Annotated in this window: 14 protein-coding genes and 3 pseudogenes; 9 read left to right on the top strand and 8 right to left on the bottom strand. The window is 41.0% G+C overall.

The annotated features are described in order from the left end of the window. The first annotated feature begins 88 nt into the window (after positions 1-88). From V7K62_RS09845 to V7K62_RS09825, 5 genes and pseudogenes are all read left to right on the top strand, one after another. A pseudogene (locus tag V7K62_RS09845) lies at positions 89-664 on the top strand (Uma2 family endonuclease). Positions 665-898: 234 nt separating this feature from the next. Beyond that, entirely contained in the window at positions 899-2740 is a 1842-nt protein-coding gene (locus V7K62_RS09840) for an aspartate kinase (RefSeq protein ID WP_334863746.1), read from the top strand. A gap of 447 nt (positions 2741-3187) precedes the next feature. Further along, complete coding sequence (locus V7K62_RS09835; RefSeq protein ID WP_334863745.1) at positions 3188-5248, top strand: tetratricopeptide repeat protein; 2061 nt, start codon at positions 3188-3190, stop codon at positions 5246-5248. A 101-nt stretch (positions 5249-5349) separates the two neighbouring features. Then, complete coding sequence (locus V7K62_RS09830; protein ID WP_334863744.1) at positions 5350-6330, top strand: magnesium transporter CorA family protein; 981 nt, start codon at positions 5350-5352, stop codon at positions 6328-6330. Between the two features lie 93 nt (positions 6331-6423). Further along, the gene (locus tag V7K62_RS09825) at positions 6424-7905 is read left to right on the top strand and encodes an acyl-CoA synthetase (RefSeq protein WP_334863743.1); all 1482 of its coding nucleotides are present in this window, start codon (positions 6424-6426) and stop codon (positions 7903-7905) included. Positions 7906-7928: 23 nt separating this feature from the next. Here V7K62_RS09825 and V7K62_RS09820 read toward each other — a convergent pair whose 3' ends face one another. The 4 genes from V7K62_RS09820 to V7K62_RS09805 all read right to left on the bottom strand — a co-directional run bounded on the left by V7K62_RS09820 (position 7929) and on the right by V7K62_RS09805 (position 12785). Further along, positions 7929-8822, bottom strand: a complete 894-nt coding sequence (locus tag V7K62_RS09820; protein WP_334863742.1) for a hypothetical protein — start codon at positions 8820-8822, stop codon at positions 7929-7931. After that, the gene (locus V7K62_RS09815) at positions 8758-9438 is read right to left on the bottom strand and encodes an XRE family transcriptional regulator (RefSeq protein ID WP_334863741.1); all 681 of its coding nucleotides are present in this window, start codon (positions 9436-9438) and stop codon (positions 8758-8760) included. Before V7K62_RS09815 ends, V7K62_RS09820 begins: the two co-directional genes overlap by 65 nt. Further along, positions 9435-10238, bottom strand: coding sequence for a TIGR04255 family protein (locus V7K62_RS09810; RefSeq protein ID WP_334863740.1), 804 nt, complete (start codon positions 10236-10238; stop codon positions 9435-9437). The genes V7K62_RS09815 and V7K62_RS09810 overlap by 4 nt, the downstream gene beginning before the upstream one ends. Before the next feature lie 267 nt (positions 10239-10505). After that, positions 10506-12785 (bottom strand): DUF1796 family putative cysteine peptidase, encoded by a 2280-nt coding sequence (locus tag V7K62_RS09805; RefSeq protein ID WP_334863739.1) that lies wholly within the window; start codon positions 12783-12785, stop codon positions 10506-10508. Between the two features lie 585 nt (positions 12786-13370). Between V7K62_RS09805 and V7K62_RS09800 the strand changes: the two are divergent. The 4 genes and pseudogenes from V7K62_RS09800 to V7K62_RS09785 all read left to right on the top strand — a co-directional run. Then, a pseudogene (locus tag V7K62_RS09800) lies at positions 13371-13584 on the top strand (biliverdin-producing heme oxygenase); the annotation flags it as partial. Between the two features lie 125 nt (positions 13585-13709). Continuing rightward, positions 13710-14207: pseudogene (locus V7K62_RS09795) on the top strand (biliverdin-producing heme oxygenase); the annotation flags it as partial. Positions 14208-14274: 67 nt separating this feature from the next. Further along, positions 14275-15657, top strand: a complete 1383-nt coding sequence (gene hemN / locus V7K62_RS09790; protein WP_334863738.1) for an oxygen-independent coproporphyrinogen III oxidase — start codon at positions 14275-14277, stop codon at positions 15655-15657. Positions 15658-16732: 1075 nt separating this feature from the next. Then, positions 16733-17425, top strand: coding sequence for a manganese catalase family protein (locus V7K62_RS09785; protein WP_334863737.1), 693 nt, complete (start codon positions 16733-16735; stop codon positions 17423-17425). A gap of 1600 nt (positions 17426-19025) precedes the next feature. Here the strand turns inward: V7K62_RS09785 and V7K62_RS09780 are convergent. The 4 genes from V7K62_RS09780 to V7K62_RS09765 form a co-directional block, all read right to left on the bottom strand. Beyond that, the gene (locus tag V7K62_RS09780; protein ID WP_334863736.1) at positions 19026-19466 is read right to left on the bottom strand and encodes a GNAT family N-acetyltransferase; all 441 of its coding nucleotides are present in this window, start codon (positions 19464-19466) and stop codon (positions 19026-19028) included. Continuing rightward, entirely contained in the window at positions 19466-20143 is a 678-nt protein-coding gene (locus V7K62_RS09775; RefSeq protein WP_109008954.1) for a response regulator, read from the bottom strand. The genes V7K62_RS09780 and V7K62_RS09775 overlap by 1 nt, the downstream gene beginning before the upstream one ends. A gap of 464 nt (positions 20144-20607) precedes the next feature. Further along, positions 20608-21582: a GTPase Era gene (era, locus tag V7K62_RS09770; RefSeq protein ID WP_334863735.1), complete on the bottom strand. Its 975-nt coding sequence runs from the start codon at positions 21580-21582 to the stop codon at positions 20608-20610. A gap of 274 nt (positions 21583-21856) precedes the next feature. Then, positions 21857-22063, bottom strand: a complete 207-nt coding sequence (locus V7K62_RS09765; RefSeq protein ID WP_334863734.1) for a type II toxin-antitoxin system VapC family toxin — start codon at positions 22061-22063, stop codon at positions 21857-21859. Positions 22064-22356: the final 293 nt, after the last annotated feature.

Here is a 22356-nt window from a genome sequence, read left to right as displayed (position 1 = left end):
TCCTTACATAAGTTCCTTACCTGATTATAAAGTCTACTGCGCCTAACGCACCGCCACAGGTAAATCGGCACAATAAAACTTTTAAAATATGATAGCCTCGCCCCAACAAAACTATCTCACCGTTGAACAGTACCTCCAAATGGAGGAACAGAGCAATATCAAGCATGAATATATAGACGGCTATATTTACGCAATGGCTGGAGCGCTAGATCCACATGTTACCATTGCTGGAAACTTGTTCGCTCTCCTCCGTAATCATGTGCGCGGCTCTGGTTGCCGTGTTTACATCCCTGACATGAAAGCCCGAATTGAATCTCTGAATCGCTTTTATTATCCCGATGTCATGGTTACTTGCGATCAACGAGATCGAGAAACGCCAGGTTATAAAAGATTTCCCTGTTTAATTGTCGAAGTTTTATCTAATTCTACCGAAGCCTTTGACCGGGGCGACAAATTCGCCGATTATCAAACACTGGAAAGTCTGCAAGAATATGTTTTAATTAATACAAAACGTTAGCGAGTTGAGTGTTTTCGACGCAATGAGCAAGGGTTGTGGGTTTTACAATCCTACACATCAGAACATCAATCATTTCGACTCAGCAGCGTGGATTTTGAGGAAACAATGGCAGCACTCTACGAAGATGTAGTTTTTGAACAATTGTGATATTATATCTGCTTGATTACTTATTAAACCCGAATCACCCCACCCCGATGCTTTCGGGAGGGGATTAAGGGGTGGGGTGCAATGAGTGTGAGAATCATAACTAATTACCCGGACTTGATATGATAGGGTATTTGACGCAATATTTAGTAAACTATATAACTGATAAGCCTTGAAGACTTCCTAACCAGGTGGAAGCGTTGATGAAAGCAGGCACAATTGATTAAATAAAAAGTTATGGCGCTCATAGTTCAGAAATACGGTGGTACATCTGTCGGTTCAGTCGAACGTATCCAAGCTGTTGCACAGCGTGTTTATCAAACTGTTAAAGCTGGAAACTCTATTGTCGTAGTGGTTTCGGCAATGGGCAAAACCACCGATGGACTCGTCAAACTAGCTAATGAAATTTCTCCAAATCCTAACCGCCGGGAAATGGATATGCTGCTTTCTACTGGCGAACAAGTAACTATTGCTTTACTCAGTATGGCTTTGCAGGAACTCGGACAACCCGCAATTTCCATGACTGGCGCTCAGGTAGGAATTGTTACCGAAGCTGAACACAGCCGCGCTCGGATTTTGCATATTGAAACTACTCGCCTAACTCGCCACATAAATGCAGGTAAAGTAGTTGTAGTAGCAGGGTTCCAAGGTATATCCAGCGCCGGAGAGATGGAAATTACCACTTTGGGGCGCGGTGGTTCTGACACCTCAGCAGTGGCGATCGCAGCCGCATTAGGAGCAAGTTTTTGTGAAATTTATACAGATGTTCCAGGGATTCTGACTACAGATCCTCGCTTAGTAGCTGAAGCCCAGTTGATCGATGCCATCACCTGCGATGAAATGTTGGAATTAGCTAGCTTGGGCGCAAAAGTGCTGCATCCCCGTGCTGTGGAAATTGCCCGTAACTATGGTGTTCCCCTTGTAGTTAGGTCTAGCTGGACGGATCAACCAGGTACTTGGGTGACATCAGCTAAACCCCAAGGGCGATCGCTAATCAATCTAGAAATTGCCCGTCCAGTGGATGCTGTAGAATTTGACACCGATCAAGCGAAGGTCGCTTTGTTGCGTGTACCCGATAAACCAGGCGTTGCAGCCAGGTTATTTGGCGAAATTTCTCGGCAAAAAGTAGACGTAGATTTAATTATTCAATCAGTTCATGAAGGTAATAGTAATGACATTGCCTTTACTGTGACAACACCAATATTAAGACGTGCAGAAGCAGTAGTAACAGCGATCGCCCCAGCGCTGAGGAGTCAATCTCACCCCAAATTAGACGAAGCCGAGGTAATGATAGAACATAACATTGCCAAAGTCAGCATCGCAGGTGCGGGAATGATTGGCCGTCCTGGTGTGGCTGCGAAGATGTTCGCCACCTTAGCCGAAGCTGGTGTGAATATCCAGATGATTTCCACCAGCGAAGTGAAAGTAAGTTGTGTAGTAGATGCCGCCCAATGCGATCGCGCCGTCTTAGCACTCCGCACCGCCTTTGAGATCGAAGCAGGGGAAGAAGGGACAAGGGGACAAGGGGGACAAGGAAGAATCATTGAACAAACTTCTCCCTTGTCTCCCGCCTCTCCCGTTCGTGGCGTCGCCCTCGATTTGAACCAAGCGCGTCTTGCTATTCGCCAATTACCAGATCGTCCGGGGATGGCGGCGAAATTATTTGGATTATTAGCGCAGCATAATATCAGCGTTGATATGATTATCCAATCTCAGCGCTGTCGGGTGATTAATGGTGTTCCCAGGCGAGATATTGCCTTTACAGTCTCACGAATAGACGGGGAAAATGCCAAAAAAATGCTTACCCAAGTAGCGGCAGAGTTAGGATGGGGTGAAGTTGTTTTAGATAGTGCGATCGCTAAAGTGAGTATTGTCGGCGCAGGTATGGTAGGACAACCAGGTATTGCCGCTAAAATGTTTGAAGCTTTAGCCCAACAACAAATCAACATTCAAATGATTGCCACCTCAGAAATCAAAATTAGTTGTGTTGTGGCGCAAGAGCAAGGTGTTAAAGCTTTGCAAGCCATTCATGCAGCCTTTGAACTGGCTGGTAGCGAGAAATTTGTAGTGCCAGCGTAAAAACTGACTCATGTCATGTCTGCTTGATTACTTATTAAACCTGAATCACCCCACCCCGCCAAAGCTACGCTTTGTCTCCCCTCCCCGCAAGCGGGGAGGGGGTTGGGGGTGGGGTTCTCTTGTACCTCACTCAACTGAGAACCGCTATAAGCGAGAACCGCTATATTGTAGAGATACGCCGTAGTAGTCTCAATACGGTTCGGTTAAGAATATTTGTAGGTTGGGTTAAGGCAATGCGTTACCCAACAAACCCGGTAAAATGTTGGGTTTTGTTCCTCAACCCAACCTACACATTTTTATTTTTTGGGCTTAACCGAACCATATTGGTAGTAGTCCACGCATTTATTTCATTTGAAATTGCCTAATAAATAAATATTTATATTTTAAAATCAGCAGTAATAACACTTAAGCTATAATCGAACAATTTATCAGACTATATTTATATTGATGAATAGTCATTTCCTAGATGGACATTATCGAATACTAAAAGTTCTCAATGATGAGGAAAAAGGTAAAACCTATCTAGTTGAAGATGTTAATCTTCCTGGCAGCCAATTTATAGTAAAGCAGTTACGTTCTGCTAGTAGCAATCCCCAAGCTTTAACAATCCTACACCGCTTGTTTGCTAGTAAGGCAGCAACTTTAGAAAAACTAGGACAGGAACATGACCAAATTCAAAAGCTAATTGCTTATTTTGAAGAAAATGAAAAATTTTATATAGTCCAAGAATTTATACCCGGTGATCCTTTAACTGAGAAAATTATCCAGGATCAACCTCTGAAAGAAGACGAAGTAATTAGTCTTTTATCAGAGATATTAAACCTTTTGGTGATTGTACATAGCTATGGCGTAATTCATCGGGATATTAGACCAGCAAATATTATTTGCCGGGAATCAGATAAAAAGTTAGTTTTGGTTAACTTTGGTACTTTTAATGAAGTCATCACTAATACCGTTGATCATCTCGAATATATACCTATAGAACAAGTTAACGGCAACCTTAAATACAACAGCGATATATATGCTTTAGGTATCGTTGCGATCGCAGCACTTAGAGGTTTATCTGCAAAGGAAATATCTACTTTGCAAAGTCATAAAAATAAGCTGACAGGTGAAATAATTTGGCGCAATAAAAATCTCAATTTGAACAGAAAACTCGTAAAAGTTATTAATCGTATGGTGCGTTTTGACTATCGTAAACGCTATCAATATGCAACCGAAGTTTTAGACGATCTGAACAAGATAACAAATGTTGATCGCGATCAGCAAAAACAGTATCAGAAAAAATTATTACTAGTTCTGATGGGGCTAGCTGGCTGTATCACACTTGGTTTTGGAGCGTGGTTTTGGCAACTTCCAAAACCTGTAAGTGATGCTCAACAAAAATTATATCAAGAGGGAGTAAATAAATATGATGCCGGAAACTATGAAGGAGCAGTCGAAGATTTCAATCAGGTTATTGAATTAGATCCGCAAAACGCTTTGGCTTATAATCGGCGAGGTGATGCTTATTATCGATTAGGAGACTACGAGCAAGCACAAGCAGATTCTAGCCAAGCTATTTTGCTCAATCCTCAAGATGCTAATGCCTACTTTGACCGAGGATTTGCTTTTTCGGAATTAGGAAAGTACAAAGAAGCGATCGCTGATTATACCCAAGCAATTAAGTTAAATTCTCAGGATGCATACCCTTACTATGGTCGAGGGTTAGCCCGTTCTCAATTGAAGGATAATAAAGGAGCAATTGGAGATTTTAGCAAAGCGATCGCTCTCAAACCTCAATATACCGAAGCTTACTTACAGCGAGGCATTCTCCGCCGTCGTCTCAGACTCAGAGAAGAAGCTATCCAAGATTTTGATAAAGTAATTAAGATTAATCCTAGTGATGCTAAAGCTTATTATCACAGAGGTTTAACTCAATTGATTAATAAACAAAAATATGCAGCACTTAAAGATTACACCGACGCAATTAGCATTAATCCCAAATACATAGAAGCCTATCTTAATCGTGGTGATGTTTATAGCGATCTGGGAGATAACCTCGAAGCTACTGAAGATTACAACACTATTTTACAGATTGATCCTAAATTTATTGCAGCTTATATTCACAGAGGTATTCACCACTTTTCTTTCGGGGATTATAAAGGTGCTATTGAAGATTACACCGCAGCAGTGAAGTTAGATCCTAATAATATAGTAGCTTACAACAACCGTGGTAACGCCTATCTCGAACTGGGAAATAAAAAAGCTGCAAATCAAGACTATTCACGAGCGATCGCAATTAATCCTAACAATGCCTTAGCCTACTATAACCGGGGTGTGATTCGCACCAAGCAGAAAAATAAACAGGGTGCGATCGCAGATTTCAAAAAAGCTGCAAAACTATTCCAACAGCAAGGGGAACAAGATAGTTATCAAGATGCACAGCGGGAAATTGAAATTTTAAAAAATAAGTCAGCACCAGCGCCAACTACTCGCCCTAAATCTGGGAAAATAGAAAAAAATTGAAATTATGAATTACTTTGACATTTTATGTGTAGTTGTAGTCAAATAAATTATTGCTCAATATGAGTCACCGGATTTTATCACGACTCAATTAGGATTACTTTATGCTAATTCTCCTGACTTTTTATCCAGATAACCTGGAAATATTCACCAGTAGGGATCTCGATACGGTACTGAAAAGAATTGATAGTTCTCACAATATTTGGTTGCGTTGTATTCACTTCCGCGATCGGACTGGAACAGCCAGAATCATCAAGCACTTTGGACTCAATCCATCTCGTGTTAACATGATTTTCAACCATTCTCCTCTAGGAATTGATGAAGACGTAGAAGATTGTTTATTTGACAGCTATGAAATCCTAACTCCTCAAATAAAAAATCACGAGTTTGAGGTTGTGCGTGGTAATATTGTGGTTGGAAATAATTTTATCATAACTTTTGAAATCACTGAGCTAAAAATTTTAAGTATTTTAGCTAATAATCTCCAAAAGCGAACTCTAGATGTTCAAAAGTTGGGAATTGACTATCTTTTTTATCTCATATTTAAAGATATTTTGAATAATTACGAAACTGTATTTAACTATATTTCTAGAAAACTTGATGATTTAGAAGATGAAGTTTTAGACAATTCTGGTGATGAATCAACGTACCAAAAAATTGCCACAATGAGGCAATCTACTCGTTCTGGACGCCGTAATTTTCAAAGCATCAAGTTACTTATGGCTATTATGGATAATGAAGATTTCCAATGGATCGGCCAGCCAGTCAAAGAACTATTTAATCAAGAATTAGTTCATCACGTTGATAAACTATGGCAAGAATATCAAGCTCTGAGAGCTTGGATGTCAGAATTAATGGAAATTCAACGCGATAATATTGCTAGCAAAACCGGTGAACGAATTAATCGTCTAACTATCCTCTCGACTGTATTCTTACCAATCACTTTTATGTCTGGTTTCTATGGTATGAACTTCAAATATATGCCGGAGTTAGAGCAACCTTGGGCTTATCCTGCTGTCATCGGCGTGATGACATTAATCGTGATTGGTAGTATTGTTTATGCTAAAAAACAACGTTGGTTATAGCATCTATTAAGTTACATAAAATTTACATTTTATTTGGCATTGCTATATGCTTTCAGTAAGTAGAGTAAATCAACCCTAAAATGGTAAAAAAACGTGAATCTCCCATTGATTATTCGTGCTGAAGAACACAAGGATAAAACAGCAATTGCGACAACGAACGGAGCATTTACCTATCGAGATTTGCTGCACACTTCTAGTCAAATAGCAACAGGTCTTCTTCAGAATGCAGAAGATTTACAGGAGCAGCGAGTTGCCTTTCTGATTCCACCTGGGTTTGAGTATGTAGCCACTCAATGGGGAATTTGGCGGGCTGGTGGTATAGCTGTACCTCTGTGTATTTCCCACCCGCAACCAGAATTAGAGTATGTAATTACCAATTCTGGAGCATCGATTATTATTGCTCATCCCAATTTTGAGGGTATATTGCGATCGCTCGCAACTGAACAAAATTTACGATTTATCCTCACCTCAGAAACGCTCCCACATAATAGACATCTCCCACAGATAAATATCACGAGACGCGCCTTAATTCTCTACACTAGTGGTACAACAGGTAAACCAAAAGGTGTAGTTACGACTCATCAGAATATTCAAGCGCAAGTGACTAGCTTGATTACTGCTTGGGAATGGACATCGGATGATCGCATTTTACATATCCTGCCACTACATCATATTCATGGGATTGTTAACGTACTGACTTGTGCTTTATGGGCTGGGGCGGAGTGCCATATATTGAGCAAGTTTGATGCCAAAACTGTTTGGAACCGAATTTGTGAGGGTGACTTAACCCTATTTATGGCAGTACCAACGATTTATGTAAAGCTGATTGCTGCTTGGGAAGCTGCCTCTAGAGAACAACAAAAAAGTATGTCAGAAGGCTGTGCTAAAATGCGTCTGATGGTTTCTGGCTCGGCAGCATTACCAGTTCAAGTTTTAGAAAAGTGGCAGACCATCAGCGGCCATTTTCTGCTTGAGCGCTATGGCATGACTGAAATTGGTATGGCGCTATCGAACCCTTTAGACGGTGAACGGTTGTCTGGATATGTAGGAAAGCCTCTGCCTCAAGTTGAAGTGAGATTAGTGAATGAGAGTACAGAGTTAGTCCCAGCCGGAACACCAGGAGAGATCCAAGTTAAAGGCCCCGGAGTCTTTCTAGAATATTGGCAAAACCCCCAAGCAACTGCCAAAGCCTTCCAAGATGGCTGGTTCTGTACTGGAGATACCGCCGTAGTTGAAAACGGTAACTACCGCATTCTGGGCCGGATGAGTGTAGATATCATCAAAACGGGAGGGTATAAAGTTTCAGCTTTAGAAATTGAAGAAGTATTGCGATCGCATCCAGATATTCAGGAATGTGCAGTGGTTGGGGTTGCCGATTTAGAATGGGGTGAACGGGTTTGTGCGGCGTTGGTATTGCAAGGTTCACAACCTTTAACATTAGAAGCTTTCAGGAGTTGGGCAAAAGAGCAATTGGCTGTCTATAAAGTGCCAACCCAAATTCTGATAGTTGAAGAATTACCGCGCAACGCTATGGGGAAAGTGACCAAGCCGACAGTGGTTGAGCTATTTTGCTGATAGCGATCGTAAAATTATGCATATTAGGATGACAAGTGATCCAAATCAAGTGGATCACTCTCAATATACTCCTTCGCTGTCATATCTTCCAGAGCTACTATCGAACCCTCTACAGATTGGAATCGTCCAGATTCAGGGATTAATTGCAACCACTGTTTGAGGAATTGATCCCATCCTATTCCCTCAAATTGATTCTGTTCCTCGTCTCGAATAAACCAAAATATCAGTCGAACTTCAGAGTTATTCCATGAAGGTTCTGCACGCACTCTAATTTCTCGTAAGGCGCGAAGTGCTTCTCCTTCAGTGTTAGATTTATCATGCTTATCTCGCAGACGGTTTTGAAGCTTTTTAGCAAAATCGTTGAAGTCGTCAGGGAAAGCAAATCGAACAAGTTTTCGTGTTAATGCTTGCCCAAATGTCCTAATCTCTTGATCATTGCGGCATCCTGGCTCGCGCTCCCATTCTACAATAACAGCCTTCTCTAATGTCATCACACGATCAAGGTCAGCAACAAGATTAAATTTTGCAACTCCTGGAACATAAGCAAACTGAGGTCGCCTACTTCGCTGAATTTCAGATAAAAGTTGCTCCTCAACCTTCACCAGAGGTACCACCTCTATAAATGGACGAACAGCGCAAGAGCGTACAATATCGCATGTCTGTGTAACTACAATTAAACCTTTAACATCGGATTCTACAAGGTCAGTTTCTGATTCTGCAACATCAGCAGAATCAGATGTCAAAGGGTGTTGAGGATTAAAACGATGGACAAACCAGTGTTCTCCAAGCACACAATCACCCTGACACCACTTCTTAAGAGTGGTGTCTATTTTCTGAATCCAAATATCACGCTCATTGACCACTACGATTTTTTCGACTCCTTGCTGCTCTAGCAGGTCTGGATTGTCTAACTTCAAGATGGATAGGATCTTGGAGAGCGTCAACCAGTTCTGCTGGATTCTGTGGCCTACGTGCTGCGCGTGCATCTTCAGACAAAGGACTTAACTGTGGTTTTTGGGGTGCATTACCGGAACCAATAATCTGTTTGAATTCTTCGTATTTACCTACAACCATTAAGTCAAAAAGGGGTCTACCATTACTGCCAGCTTTCAGTAAGAGACTGCGATTGAGACTTGCACTTCCTCGATCAATGTATTGGATAGCACCTAAGACTCGATGAAGATGCTCCTCATTAAACCGGGATAACGGTTGCCCACTTGCCCAAAAATGAAGGCTTCTGCGTGAGACATTGAAGAGTTTAGCAAGTTGATCCCAGGTTAATCCACTCAATCTTCTCAGTTCGCTAAGAGCCTTCTGTGTTGATTCTGGAGAACTAGTTGATGGTAGAGTCAGCCCACTCGTTGTCATCTCTAAAGGGGCCAAAATATTCCTATTAGTTGCTATAGAATTAGCAGTGCTATTAGGAGCGATTAAAATTATAGAGGGAAAGCGATTAACGATAGATTTCCGCATAGCTCCCAGCGCAGAAGTCTTCGGTAATAGATCAGGTTTTCTATCTAGCAAATTACTCATAATTCACCTCCAAAGCGCCGCAAAAACTCATCAGTCACTGCCCATCGAAAGAACGTATAAATTCTTTCAGAAAATTGTTTTGCTTCATTCATCAAAGCTTCAACACTGAAATCTCGTTTCTTTGAGAGAGACATGTCTAGATCCAGTATCCAGCTAGACTCAGCAAAAGGTTCAATCGCCGCAGGATCAAAAGTTGTATCAGGGGGAACGAGTCCCCACCTCGCAATGATTTGTTCCCCTCCATCAGGGATGATGAACAAAGATTGATTAATATTTTGATGAATATATTCTCTGAATCCAGCAGTTGCAATGCCAGCTATCTCAGGTTTTACCAGTGATGATAGATCATCTATATTTTGTCCAACAAGTCTATCGATGTATCGCATACCGAATCGCTCAATCATGTCAATATTAGGATGAAAACTTTCTTTAAGAGCGATAAGTAAGCTTTCCAGACGTTCCATAAAATCACTGCGGCTTGAATAAACAGTTGTCTCAAGTGCCAAAAAATTAGGTGCTAATGAGACTCGCCAAGTTTCTGTTTTGTCCACAAATCGCCAAGTTATTTGAGGCACAGTTGGTACAACACCTTGAGGGCTAAAAACGAAGCCCTGAGTTTGCTCAGGCTGTAGATAAGGGTAATTTTCCCTAATCGCTTCTTGGAATACACGAACAAATTCCTTATCTTCCATCGAAAGAATGGAAGGAAAGAGTACCTGCGCGATAACTCGAATCAGCGGGGCATTTTGTAACGGCACTTCCTTGGGTGGCTGTGCAATGAATGGATTGGTATTGACCACTTTCTACATCCTTTGCGAGGCTTCTAGAGAGATTGTGCATTATCGTTCTTTACATCTATCGTAATGCCATAGTGTGAAGTATAGTGTGAAGTTTAAGAAATATTTTACCGTAGGGTATTGCATAGCAGGAAAAAATTAGAGGAAGCCCAATATCTATAATTGCTTCTCTAGTTGTAGTTATGTTTGTAAGCCGCATTATATCGAAGGGTTTGAGTAGTCGAAAAGCGTTGGTGCAGTCCGTTGCAGGCATCGCCCCTAACTAATTTCTCACTCCTTCGGTGTCTTGGGCGGACACCAAAATAGGTTTTTACTAGACACACCCAGGGATTCCAGAATTCTTCGCATCACCTCTGTGCAATACATCCAATGTCCTAAATCGTCATACATGCAATCGGGATTAAACTCGACATTGTAATGCAGCACATTGGGAAGGTCTAAAAACTGATCATCGCTTTGGGGAGAAAGAAGCAAGAGATGAAATGGTTTCCCTTGGCATTGTTTTTGTAGCTTATTGACCAAATCTATCACACCACCGCGATCGCTAATTCCTGTGCGAACAAAAAGCACTTTGTCGCAATGCCGCAGTGCGTACCAAAACCTTTCAGAGCGTGCCGTGTAACGAACGCGCATCCGTTCATGGACTGGAAACATATCGTTCGTGGGGTCGTCTGTCTCCTCGACTTCATGGGCAAAGGATAAACCTGACCACTTACTATGGTAGATTCTACTTGCATCGGGGCTGTAGTGCAGGAAGGCAGGGTTCCACATATCATCAAAACTATTTTCGATCGCATCTGCGACATCTGCAATATTAGTCGTGCGCGTTAGATCAAAGGGAAAGGCGGGGCCATCATATTCCATCTTATATAGCATCATACGGACGGCACAGCGATCGCCAAGGGGAAGAATCGCCACACGGCTGATATCCGATAACTCACATTTGTATTGAAAAAACACCGCAGATTTAGGTGGTGCTTTCACCCGGCTTTCTAGCCCATCCTTACCAATCATCAGCGTGCGAAAGGGGGCATTGGGATAAAGCGGATCTTCATAAACACCCGATGGCACGGCTTTAAGTGCGTTGCAAACCTCCGTCCACATCGGTTGGATATTGTACTCGTTGTCTGATTCGTTGATTATCCAGAGATGACGTTCATCCGCTTGCAAAATCCCCAAATCCCCGTCATAGAACAAAACGTTATTTGGCGAAAAGAGATTGAAGGCGGCGCTATATTCTAGATCGGTATTAGGGGAGATGTTTATTGTAGTTGCGATCGCGCCATCCTCTTGCACGGCAAAGAAGGGGAGCGTCCCTGCCTTGACAGACTTTGGAATGTAAATACCTGGTATCAATCCTGCCTGACTTTGCAGTACAGTTTGTAATTCCTGCCAATAGGGAGCGATGGTGTAGCTGTATTGCGATCGATTAATGATTCGTAAACGCTTCTCTTCGATACAGACAGAGAGATGAAAGCCAGCATTGTCAAAGTAGATGGGGAATTCATTCGTTTGCTGGAAACGTTGTTTTTGTTTTGGTAATTCGTCTTTGTCGATGTCGAAAAGGTGCTGGTCGATCTGCTGATACATGAGGCTGTGACCGATAGTATTCGGGTGAGCCGGATCGAAGGATATCCCCGCTTTCCATCGTCCTTGCCCATCATCCACAGCTGCCAACCAATCCAGTAGAGTCACGCCCCAACTTAGCATTCGGTTGTGTGTCTCTCGTATCAGCCAGTAATGTTCCAGGGAATAGTCATCATTAGGATAGACTCCGCCCAGAATCGGAATAGCTCCGATATCGCGCGTCATTTTCACCAGCTGCTGCAAGCCACTTTCAAACCGCCGCTGTACTGCCCGCCGTTCGTGAGGGCGACAGTAGGCTAACCCTTCGTTGCCCAGAGACAGGGCAATGATCACGATATCCGGTTGTTCTGGGGTGACAACTGAGGGGAATCGGGCGATGGTTCTGCTGACATTCGCCCCCACTTCTGACACATTCACGAGTTTATGCCCATATTTTTGCTGTAAAGCCTGTGCCAATAGCCAGACCCAACCTTTCAAAAACCAGGCTTTATGACCTAATGCGACGGAACTGCCAATTACCAAGATTTTGAGTCTTTCAGTCCCTTCTTCCACGGGCATTCTGACAGCCGACTTCTCAATATATCCAAAGGGGTAAGGCTGTAAATAACCGAATGCGCCATCATCCACAATAATTGTGCTGGAATGATCCTTGGGATCAATCGGAATCCATCGGTTTGTATCTAGTAAGCTCTCCCATCGGGCGTTGCCGTTTGCATCGAGACGCACGTACTTATACCCAAGTCTGGGGCCTAGACACGGAGTGGCTTGTCGTGAGACATCGCCTGACTCCAAAGACGGCTGAATGTCAATTTCTATATCTGTCCACCATAAAGGATAGCGATCGCCACTTGTACGCAGGTGGACACATTTGGTGATGTCCCACAATCCCAACTCTGGAGTAGAACCGACAAGACCAATGGATTCGCCCGTTTGAGTGTATGCACTGATCTGGAATCGATACATATAGTTTATCCTGATTTAGTAAGTACAATACCAAACAGAAAGGCTAAATCCTTAAACCTGCTTTGACAATATCACATAGAACTCTTAATAATCCGGTATGAATCTTGTTAAGTATACTGAAGCTCTGATTTACATCACCCAAAGCTACAGCAGTCAAGCTTTTCAAAAATTAAATCGGATTTCTATAGAAGATTTAATACTGATTAAACAGAATATATTGTATTAAAAGTCTTGGCACAACTAAGAACAAATCAAAAAAAGGATAAGATTAAGTTAAATTTTTGCTTTAAATGCCTATCTCGCAAACATTTTTGTTACTACTCAACTGGGATATGCCTGAACATGAGCATCAGAAAAACATAAAAAAACATTAATATCTTTATAGTTATATATAAATTAATAGTTAAATAATCTTAGAAGAAATAAAAATAGCTGGGATTTGCATCGGCAGTGGTATTTGCTGAATAGAGTGATGCAGATCCTCTCTAAACCTAGAATAACAATTTTTTAGCAGCCCCTGGTAGGCATCGTGAGTCGGTGACTGCCGAAAAACCTTGCGCTTGAACAAGAAAGAAGGAAGCAACAATGAGTAGCAATCTAGCCATCAAACTGCGCTCTGGAACTCAACAAGCCCACACATCAGCGGAAACATTCATGAAATGTTTTTTGCAAGGAGTTGTGGATAGAGACTGCAACGCCCAAGTTCTTAAGCAACTTGTATTACGTCTACAGCGAACTAGAAGCGGCATTAGAGAGCTATATAGAGCATCCTGTGATTAGTGCAGTTTACTTTCTGGAACTTAGGGACTTCCAAATAAAAAAACATCCAACTTTTCTTGTGGGGTGGGCGTCTCGCCCGCCCGTGACTAAGGGCGGACAAGATGTCCACCCCACAAGATTGGATAATTTATTTCTTGGTAATCCCTTAATCGCCAATCCTCGCTGGAAAAAGATATGGTGTTCTATTATGGGGATAATTGGAGAGAGCAAATTACACCCTCACCTGCTACCCAGACCTACATTAACCGCATTCGGGAAATTTCTGCTAGTGAACCAGCCTTATTGCTAGGTCATACCTATACTCGCTACATGGGCGATCTTTCGGGGGGCCAAATGCTACAAAAAGTTGCTCAATCAGCCCTGAAGCTTTCTGGCTATGAAGGCACATCCTTTTACAACTTTGAGCAAATTCCTGATAAAAAGGCATTTAAAAATAAGTATCGTCAGGCATTAAATGCATTACCCGTTGATGATATAACAGCAGAACAGATTGTTGCAGAAGCTAATAATGCCTTTGGGTTTAATTTACAGATGGCTCAGGAGTTAGAAGGAAGTTTAATTAAAGCACTCGGTCAAGTTTTGTTTAATAGCCTCACTCACTCCCAAAATTCAGGTAGCACTGAAGTAACTGCGGCTAATTAAGTTAGTCATTTTTCATTAATTATTTCCCTCTTACTCCCTACTCATACATTCATTGGAAAGCAACTCAATGGTTTTTCTATTACCTGGTGTCAAGTTTGATCTCGATCTGATCCAAAAGTACGACACTCGCGCACCTAGATACACCAGTTATCCGCCTGCTACAGAGTTAAGCGAAACATTCACCGAAACTGATTTTAAGGCCGCGATCGCAGCATCGAATCAACGCAAAACTCCTCTTTCTTTGTATTTCCACATCCCCTTTTGCCAAAGTGCTTGCTACTTCTGCGGCTGTAATACAGTAATTTCCAACAACAAGAATATTGCTAAACCTTATGTGGAGTCTTTGGCTCAAGATATCAAAAACACCGCAGCCTTAATCGATCCAGATAGAAAAGTGTTGCAAATCCACTGGGGAGGTGGTACTCCTAATTACTTGGAGCATCACCAAATAGAATTTTTATGGAAAAACATCAATCGCTACTTCAATATCGATCCACAAGCAGAAATCTCAATTGAGATTAATCCCCGCTATATCGATAAAAACTACATTTTCTTTCTGAGAGAAATTGGGTTTAACCGCATCAGTTTTGGCATTCAGGATTTTAATCGCCAAGTTCAAGTAGCTGTAAATCGTGTCCAGCCAGAAGAAATGCTCTTTGATGTCATGAGTTGGGTCAAAGAAGCTAAGTTTGAAAGTGTGAATGTAGACCTAATTTATGGTTTACCTTATCAAACTCGTGAAACTTTTCAAGAGACCTTGAAAAAGACGATTGAATTAGATCCTGACCGAATTGTAGTCTTTAACTTTGCTTATGTACCGTGGCTCAAACCGACGCAAAAAAATATTCCTCAAGAGGCGCTACCCCCAGCAGAAGAAAAGTTAGAGATTCTGAAAATGACCATTGAAGAATTGACAAATAACCAATATCTATTTATTGGGATGGATCATTTTGCTAAAACTAATGACGAACTAGCGATCGCTCAACGTAATGGCACTCTCAAACGCAATTTTCAGGGCTACACTACCCACGCCGAGACAGAATTATTTGGTTTTGGTGCCACATCCATCAGTATGTTAGAAGATGCTTATGCCCAAAACCACAAGGAATTAAAGGATTATTATCAGACACTAGCAGCGGGGGCTTTACCTGTTAGTAAAGGTATCAAGCTGACTCCGAATGACATCATCAGACGGGATGTGATTATGGGTATTATGTCTCACTTTCAACTTCATAAGCAAGACATTGAAAACAAATATCATATCAATTTTGATGAATATTTTTCTGAGGAACTAAAGGCGTTAAAACCACTAGAAACCGATGGCCTAGTTAGTTTATCAAAAAATCAGATCCAGATTACAGATATCGGTAGATTACTGGTAAGAAATATTGCCGTTATATTTGATACTCACACAAGAACGCGAGAGACAAAATTCTCCCGCGCTATTTGATATCACTTCTGCAAATGTTTGCTACATATTATCCCCTCAATCTACCTTAAAAATAACAGTTGAGGGGATATTATTAAGACTAGCTCTTTCAAGGTGAATAAAATTTTCGGACAATAATTTCTCTATGCTCTCTACGCCTCTGCGGTTCAACAAATGACTTTTAAACCGCAGAGGCACAGAGAACTCAGTGATTTTATCAGTCACTTTCAAGGTGCTAGGGCGTGTTTTCAAACCTTTCTTGAAGCACCTGATTCTTTGGAGATCCCCCCAACCCCCCTTAAAAAGGGAGGCTTTTAGAGTTTCTTTTCCCCCCTTAAAAAGGGGGGTTAGGGGGGATCTTCGAGTTTGAAAACAGTCTCTAGTCCTCAAAGTTATTGGTAATTGTTGAAAAACATGAATGATTAGGAAAATTACTATTCGGGCAGTTCGTAGAGTTGTTAAATAAAAAATGTGCAACAAGCCTGATTAATCATATAGATCATTAATAATGAATTATCAAGAAAATTCTATATATTTGTATGAGGAAATATTGTTAATACATCCCCAAAAAGTTAGATCGAAAATATCTATCTTAAGATAGATATAATAAAAAAATAACTGATCAGCATTTTTTTTACAGCCAATCATATCTAGCATTATATATTTTTAATATTTTATAACTTATTATAGAAAAAACTTTCGTTTAGCATTAAATTTCTGAAAATGCCAACTCTCATCTAATCTAGATATAAACTCTTTTGTCTAACCTTTGGATTTAGCATTTACCCCATCTGGTAGAAAGAATTTGTAATCAGAGTTGATAACTTAGAGGTAAGTGAGATTGAGTGAGATTGTTAAGGCAGTTATGAGTATTATTGCTCATATAGTTTTAGGAGTGTTGGCAGGTGCGATGAGAACCACCAATGCCAAATCACTGATTTTCAGTTATCAACGCTGAGATAACTACTGCATTTTATCAGTCTTCTAGTTCACTAGTTTAAGAAGCTATAAAACATCAAATTAGCTCTATCTGGAAAAAGACTAGGAGACAAGTTAACTCATTCTGTAACATCATAATCTTGGGAAGTGTAAATCTATGTTTTTTCACAAAAAAGAGCCTATTCACGCAGTTAACGTTAGTGAACCAAATCCTCGTTTTGCTCAGTTGCTACTAGAGCAGTTTGGCGGAGCTACTGGCGAACTTAGTGCAGCACTTCAATATTGGGTTCAATCATTCCATGTTGAAAATGCTGGCATTAAAGATATGCTACAAGACATTGCCATCGAGGAATTCAGCCATTTAGAAATGGTTGGTAAGCTCATCGAAGCTCATACCAAAAATGTGGATCAAACAGAGGCTTATAAGAGTACTCTTTTTGCAATCCGAGGGGTTGGGCCTCATTTTCTAGATAGTCAAGGTAATGCTTGGACTGCAAGTTACTTGAATGAGGGTGGAGATGTAGTGCGTGATTTAAGAGCTAACGTTGCAGCTGAAGCTGGCGCTCGTCAGACTTACGAAGAATTGATTAAGTTGGCAACTGACAAAGGAACCCAAGAGACTTTAGTCCATCTGTTAACACGAGAAATTTCTCATACCCAGATGTTTATGAAAGCCCTAGATTCACTAGGTAAGTTGACAGATCCATTCTTTGGTAATATTAAGCCAGATGAAACTGTTGCTCTCTACTACAACCTATCTACAAGCGGAGATGGTAAAGATGAGCGTGGCCCTTGGAATTCTGAGCCAACATTCAAATACATTGCTAATCCGCTAGAAAACCGCTCTTAATTGCATAGGTTGCAGTTAGAGTATAGGTTGATTTTGAGCAAAGAGATTTTTGGCAGATTCTGAAAAACTCCCAATCATCTGGTGGGTAAACAGCCTATCTTATTTAGAAAACATTGGGCTGTTTAGCTACATCTAGTAAGCAAAAAGATTCCCGACTTTTCTAATAAGTCGGGAATTTTATTTAAGTATTTGAGTATTACAGTCAATTGAAAATAGCTATAGCTATAAATATTCAGCTAAACTGAAAAAGGCACTCTTCTCTCAAATCCCTACTTATCTTTGGAACGGTGATCTCAGTAACGACCATTGTAGGGAGTCATGCTGTGGGGATAATCCAAGCAGCTGAGAGAGAAAAAGTAGCGATCGCATTTAACGTCAAGGTCGTGAGGTCAGTTTTAATTATTCTAACTTTTACCTAAAGATGTAGTTTTAAGGCAGATTGTTATTACTTATGATAGTTCCTTTAAATCATTCCGATCAGTGAAAGTAAATATACTTAACAATTGAGGTTCAAAGCATGGACTCAACAGGTAAGGTTCAAACTGTGGACTCGTCCTGGTCTCTTCCACTGCCGTTGAAAGAGTATGCAATGAGCCGAGTAACTGTCTACTTTTATAACGACAGATGGGTTCCAATTAAATATTGTTCTTTGGAAAAGGCAATTTTGCTTCACCACAAGGCAAATTTAGAAGGCAAGGAAATTTTGTTATTTCCGGCTAATATAGACCCTAATGAATTCTCAAACTCTTTTAACTGAAATGCATTGAGGTAAGTAAGTCGGTGCTAATATTTCAAGCTATGTTAAGAAATTTATTTAAATGTAGGGTGTGTTGTCGCGCAGCGCAACGGCACCGTCAAGAATTCAAGGTGCGTTAGCCTACGGCATAACACACCCTACGGACAATTTATATTTCTTCATATACATGGAATTTTTCTCGCCGACTTACTTAGACTATCTTTCAAATATCTTGGCAACAAATGAATTGGCTATAGAGGCGTACATATATATGTACGCCTCTACTTGTAAATGGAACTGCGATCGCCAGCATAATTGAATGAATTGAATCTTTAATCTACTAGAAACCCAACATTTCCGGGGCTTTGTTGGGTTGCGCTTTGCTTAACCCAACTTTGTCAATACTTGTCGGTTAAGGGGAAAATGGGAAGGGGAAAGGGCGAAAGAAAAAACCTTTAACCCTTACCCTTTAACCTTTTCCCCGAACCGAATTCCGAGTTGAAAATGCTTAACCGAGCAGTATTGCCAACTTTGTTATCGTATCAATCATTCTTCGCGATTTGTGGGGCAGAAGGTGAGAAATTCCTTATTAAGTTTGGATACACCAGTAATCTTACTTTTGCTAAGGTTTATCTCTGTATTTTGCTGCATTTGTTTTAGAGGATGTTTGAAAAGTGTTTTGGTGTGACTTTAGGCACTTTTAGATCCCCCCTAACCCCCCTTTTTAAGGGGGGCAACCTCTCTCAAAGTCCCCCAATTTATCGGGGGATTTAGGGGGATCTAAAATATTTTGATACCGACAAGAGGACTTTTCAAACAACCTCTTATGTTCAATTCGTCATTGGTGCAAAACTTTCATCTCCTCTAAAATTGTTTTGCCATAAGAATCAGATACTGGCTTCTTTGATAGCCATGCTTGGTGTAAAAAGCCTCTGCTTGTCCATCCTTGTTAGTCAACAGATAAACCTCAGTAACTTTCATCGCGGTTAGAGTATCCATTAATTCGTTAAGTAGCTTTGTCCCAATTCCTTGATGCTGCTTATGAGCTTGGACACAGATTTCTTCTAGATAAAAGCTTTGACTTTTTTGCCCTTGCTTACAATAACCTGCTATGAATCCTAGCAGTTCATCTTGTTTGAATACAAATCCGACAAAACCTGGTGTATTGAGAATTTCAAACAACTTTGTTTTTGCAGTCTCGAAAGTCCATTGCTCATTCCAAGGTTCAGCATTGAATACTTCAACATATAGATGAGCGCACTTGTCAAGATATTCAGTAGTAAAGGTTTGAATTTCTTCTAACATCAAACCAACCCAGAACGCAATGCAACAACTGCTGCTTGCACGCGATCGTCCACTGCTAATTTATTCATAATCCCTCGGACGTGAGTTTTGATGGTGTTGGGACTGAGATAGAGTTTTTCGGCAATCTCTGGGTTACTCAACCCGTCTACCATGAGTTTCAACACTTCTAACTCGCGTCCAGATAAGTTGGCGGTGTTGGTGGTCGGTGAAGGCGGTTTGAGATTGTCAATCACTCGCCGCGCAATTTGGGGATCGAGATAGGCTGCACCATCAACTGCGGCTGCGATCGCACTTAACAATCGTTCCACACTTGCACCTTTGATACAATATGCATCTGCACCGCTAGATAGTGCCGCAATAATTTCTGTCTCCGTTTGATGAGATGTCAGCATCACCACATGAGTTGCTGGCAGTGCCGCCTTAATTTGCTGTGTTGCTGCAATGCCATCCAATCGCGGCAATCCAATATCCATAACCACCAAATCAGGTTTCAGTTGCAGTGCGGCTTGAACTCCCAAATAACCATCTTCAGCTTGTCCAACAATTTCTAACTGAGGATGAGCCATTAACGATTGCTCTAATCCCAGTTGCATCATTGGATCATCTTCGACAATTAACACGCGCAATGGCGGAGCATTGGCGGGTAAATTTAAAGGATAGCGAGTATCTAAAGACATTTTTATTAATTAAGAGTCATTTGTCATTTGTCATTTGTCATAAATTAAAGGATTTAAGACCCCTACCTCTACAGGTAGCCTTAGTTCCAGTCGGGGTTTAAATCCCCATCTGAAAATGTCTTTAATTTTGAATTTTGAATTGTTAATAGTCTTTTGCCTTTTGTTATTTAATTTTTTTTTCTCTCGTTCCCATGCAGAGCATGGGAATGACTGATTAGAGGCTCTGCCTCTAGTGATACGTTGAGTCAGAGCCTCAATGAATGCATTCCCATACGGAGTATGGGAACGAGAAATTTCTCTCGTTTCTCTCGTTCCCATGCAGAGCATGGGAATGACTGATTAGAGGCTCTGCCTCTAGTGATAAGTTGAGTCAGAGCCTCAATGAATGCATTCCCATACGGAGTATGGGAACGAGAAACGAGCAAACTCCTAACTGTACAGACGCGATTAATCGCGTCTCTTTTCTATTCTTCCACGCGATAGCCTAACTCTGCTAAAGTGATCCGCGACTGTCGCCATTTTGGTTGGACTTTCACAAACAATTCGAGGTAAACTTTACCAGCGATTAACTTTTGGATTTGTTCGCGAGCTTCGCTACCAATTGCTTTAAGCATTGCTCCACCTTTGCCAATGAGTATGCCTTTTTGGGAATCGCGCTCGACATTGATGGTAGCAAGTACACGGGTAATGCTGGGAGTTTCTTCTACTAGATCAATAGCGATCGCTACTGAATGGGGTACTTCTTCACGAGTCAATAATAAAATTTGTTCTCGGATTAATTCACCCATAATAAAGCGCTCTGGCTGGTCAGTTACCAAGTCTGGAGGATAATATAATGGCCCAATTTCTAAATGTTTAATTAATAATTCTTGAAGTTGCGGTAATCCGGCACTAGTCTTGGCAGAAAATTTCACGGTTTCCCACTCATGGGACTGGGCCATCTGGGCGTAACTATCATCTATAAACTGAGAATCGGCGGGTTGTTGGTCGGTTTTGTTCACACCAATAATTATCGGTGTTTTGCTGCGACTGAGCAATTCGGCAATATAGCGATCGCCGGCACCACAAGCCACGGCTCCATCTACCACAAACAACAATACATCTACCGATTCAATGGCAATTTTGGCATTTCGCACCAACACTTCGCCCAATTGATGATGGGGCTTGTGTATTCCTGGTGTATCTACAAATATTAACTGCGCCTCTGGTGTCGTTAATATACCGCGCAAACGGTTACGTGTTGTTTGTGCGATCGGTGATGTAATTGCAATTTTTTCTCCTACCAATTGATTCATCAAAGTAGATTTACCGACATTAGGACGACCAACAATGCCGATAAAACCTGATTTGAATCCAGGAGGAGCCTCTGGGATTGTGGCTTCTCCTGAAAAAGAGAAGTTGTAATTATCAATACTAGTCACCTTTGGCTCCACCCTCATATTTTACAGCTGGTATAACTTGATTCTTTCTTAGACACAAAATAAGCATAAAAACACCCTAGCATTTTCGGGGATTGCTTTTGCTTAGGTTTAATCTACTACTGGCTCTACACTTATATTTTACAGCTGAGATAACTTGATTTTGTTTTTAGATTCAAAACAAACAATTCCATGACGAGGTTTGTATTAGCCTCAAGGGACTCTGTGTATAATTGAGCAATTAATTCCTCCGTAGGGGCAATTCATGAATTACCCCTACAGTGTTTTCGAGAAATTAGACCCAATTTTCTAACGAAAATTCCCCTACCTGACGTATCCCTTCAAAATCACTATCACAAGACACAACAATCAGTGAATGACGTAATGCTGTAGCAGCTATCCATAAGTCATTCTCACTAATACCAATTTCTGTTAATTTAGTAGTCTGACGTTTGCGCTTTTCTTTAAGAGGTTGTTTGAAAAGTCCTCTTGTCGGTATCAAAATATTTTAGATCCCCCTAAATCCCCCGATAAATTGGGGGACTTTGACTCCGGTTCCTCCCTTTTTAAGGGGGTTAGGGGGGATCAAAGTGCCTAAAATCACAGCCAAATACTTTTTAAACATCCTTTAAGACCGAATCGCAGGGTAATCTCTGATTTGAAATCCCTATAAATTTCAGCCGTTTGCTTATCAATTGAATAGACATCAATCCTTGGTAGAAACGCCTGAATTTTCATAATATTGGCTGTTCTCTGTTGAGAATTTTGCGCCATAAATCTTAGAGGATGTTTTAA

Origin of the sequence: Nostoc sp. (assembly GCF_036917935.1) — a bacterium.
In the GTDB taxonomy this organism is placed as follows: Bacteria; Cyanobacteriota; Cyanobacteriia; order Cyanobacteriales; family Nostocaceae; genus Nostoc.
This window is presented reverse-complemented; position numbering and strand designations above follow the sequence as displayed.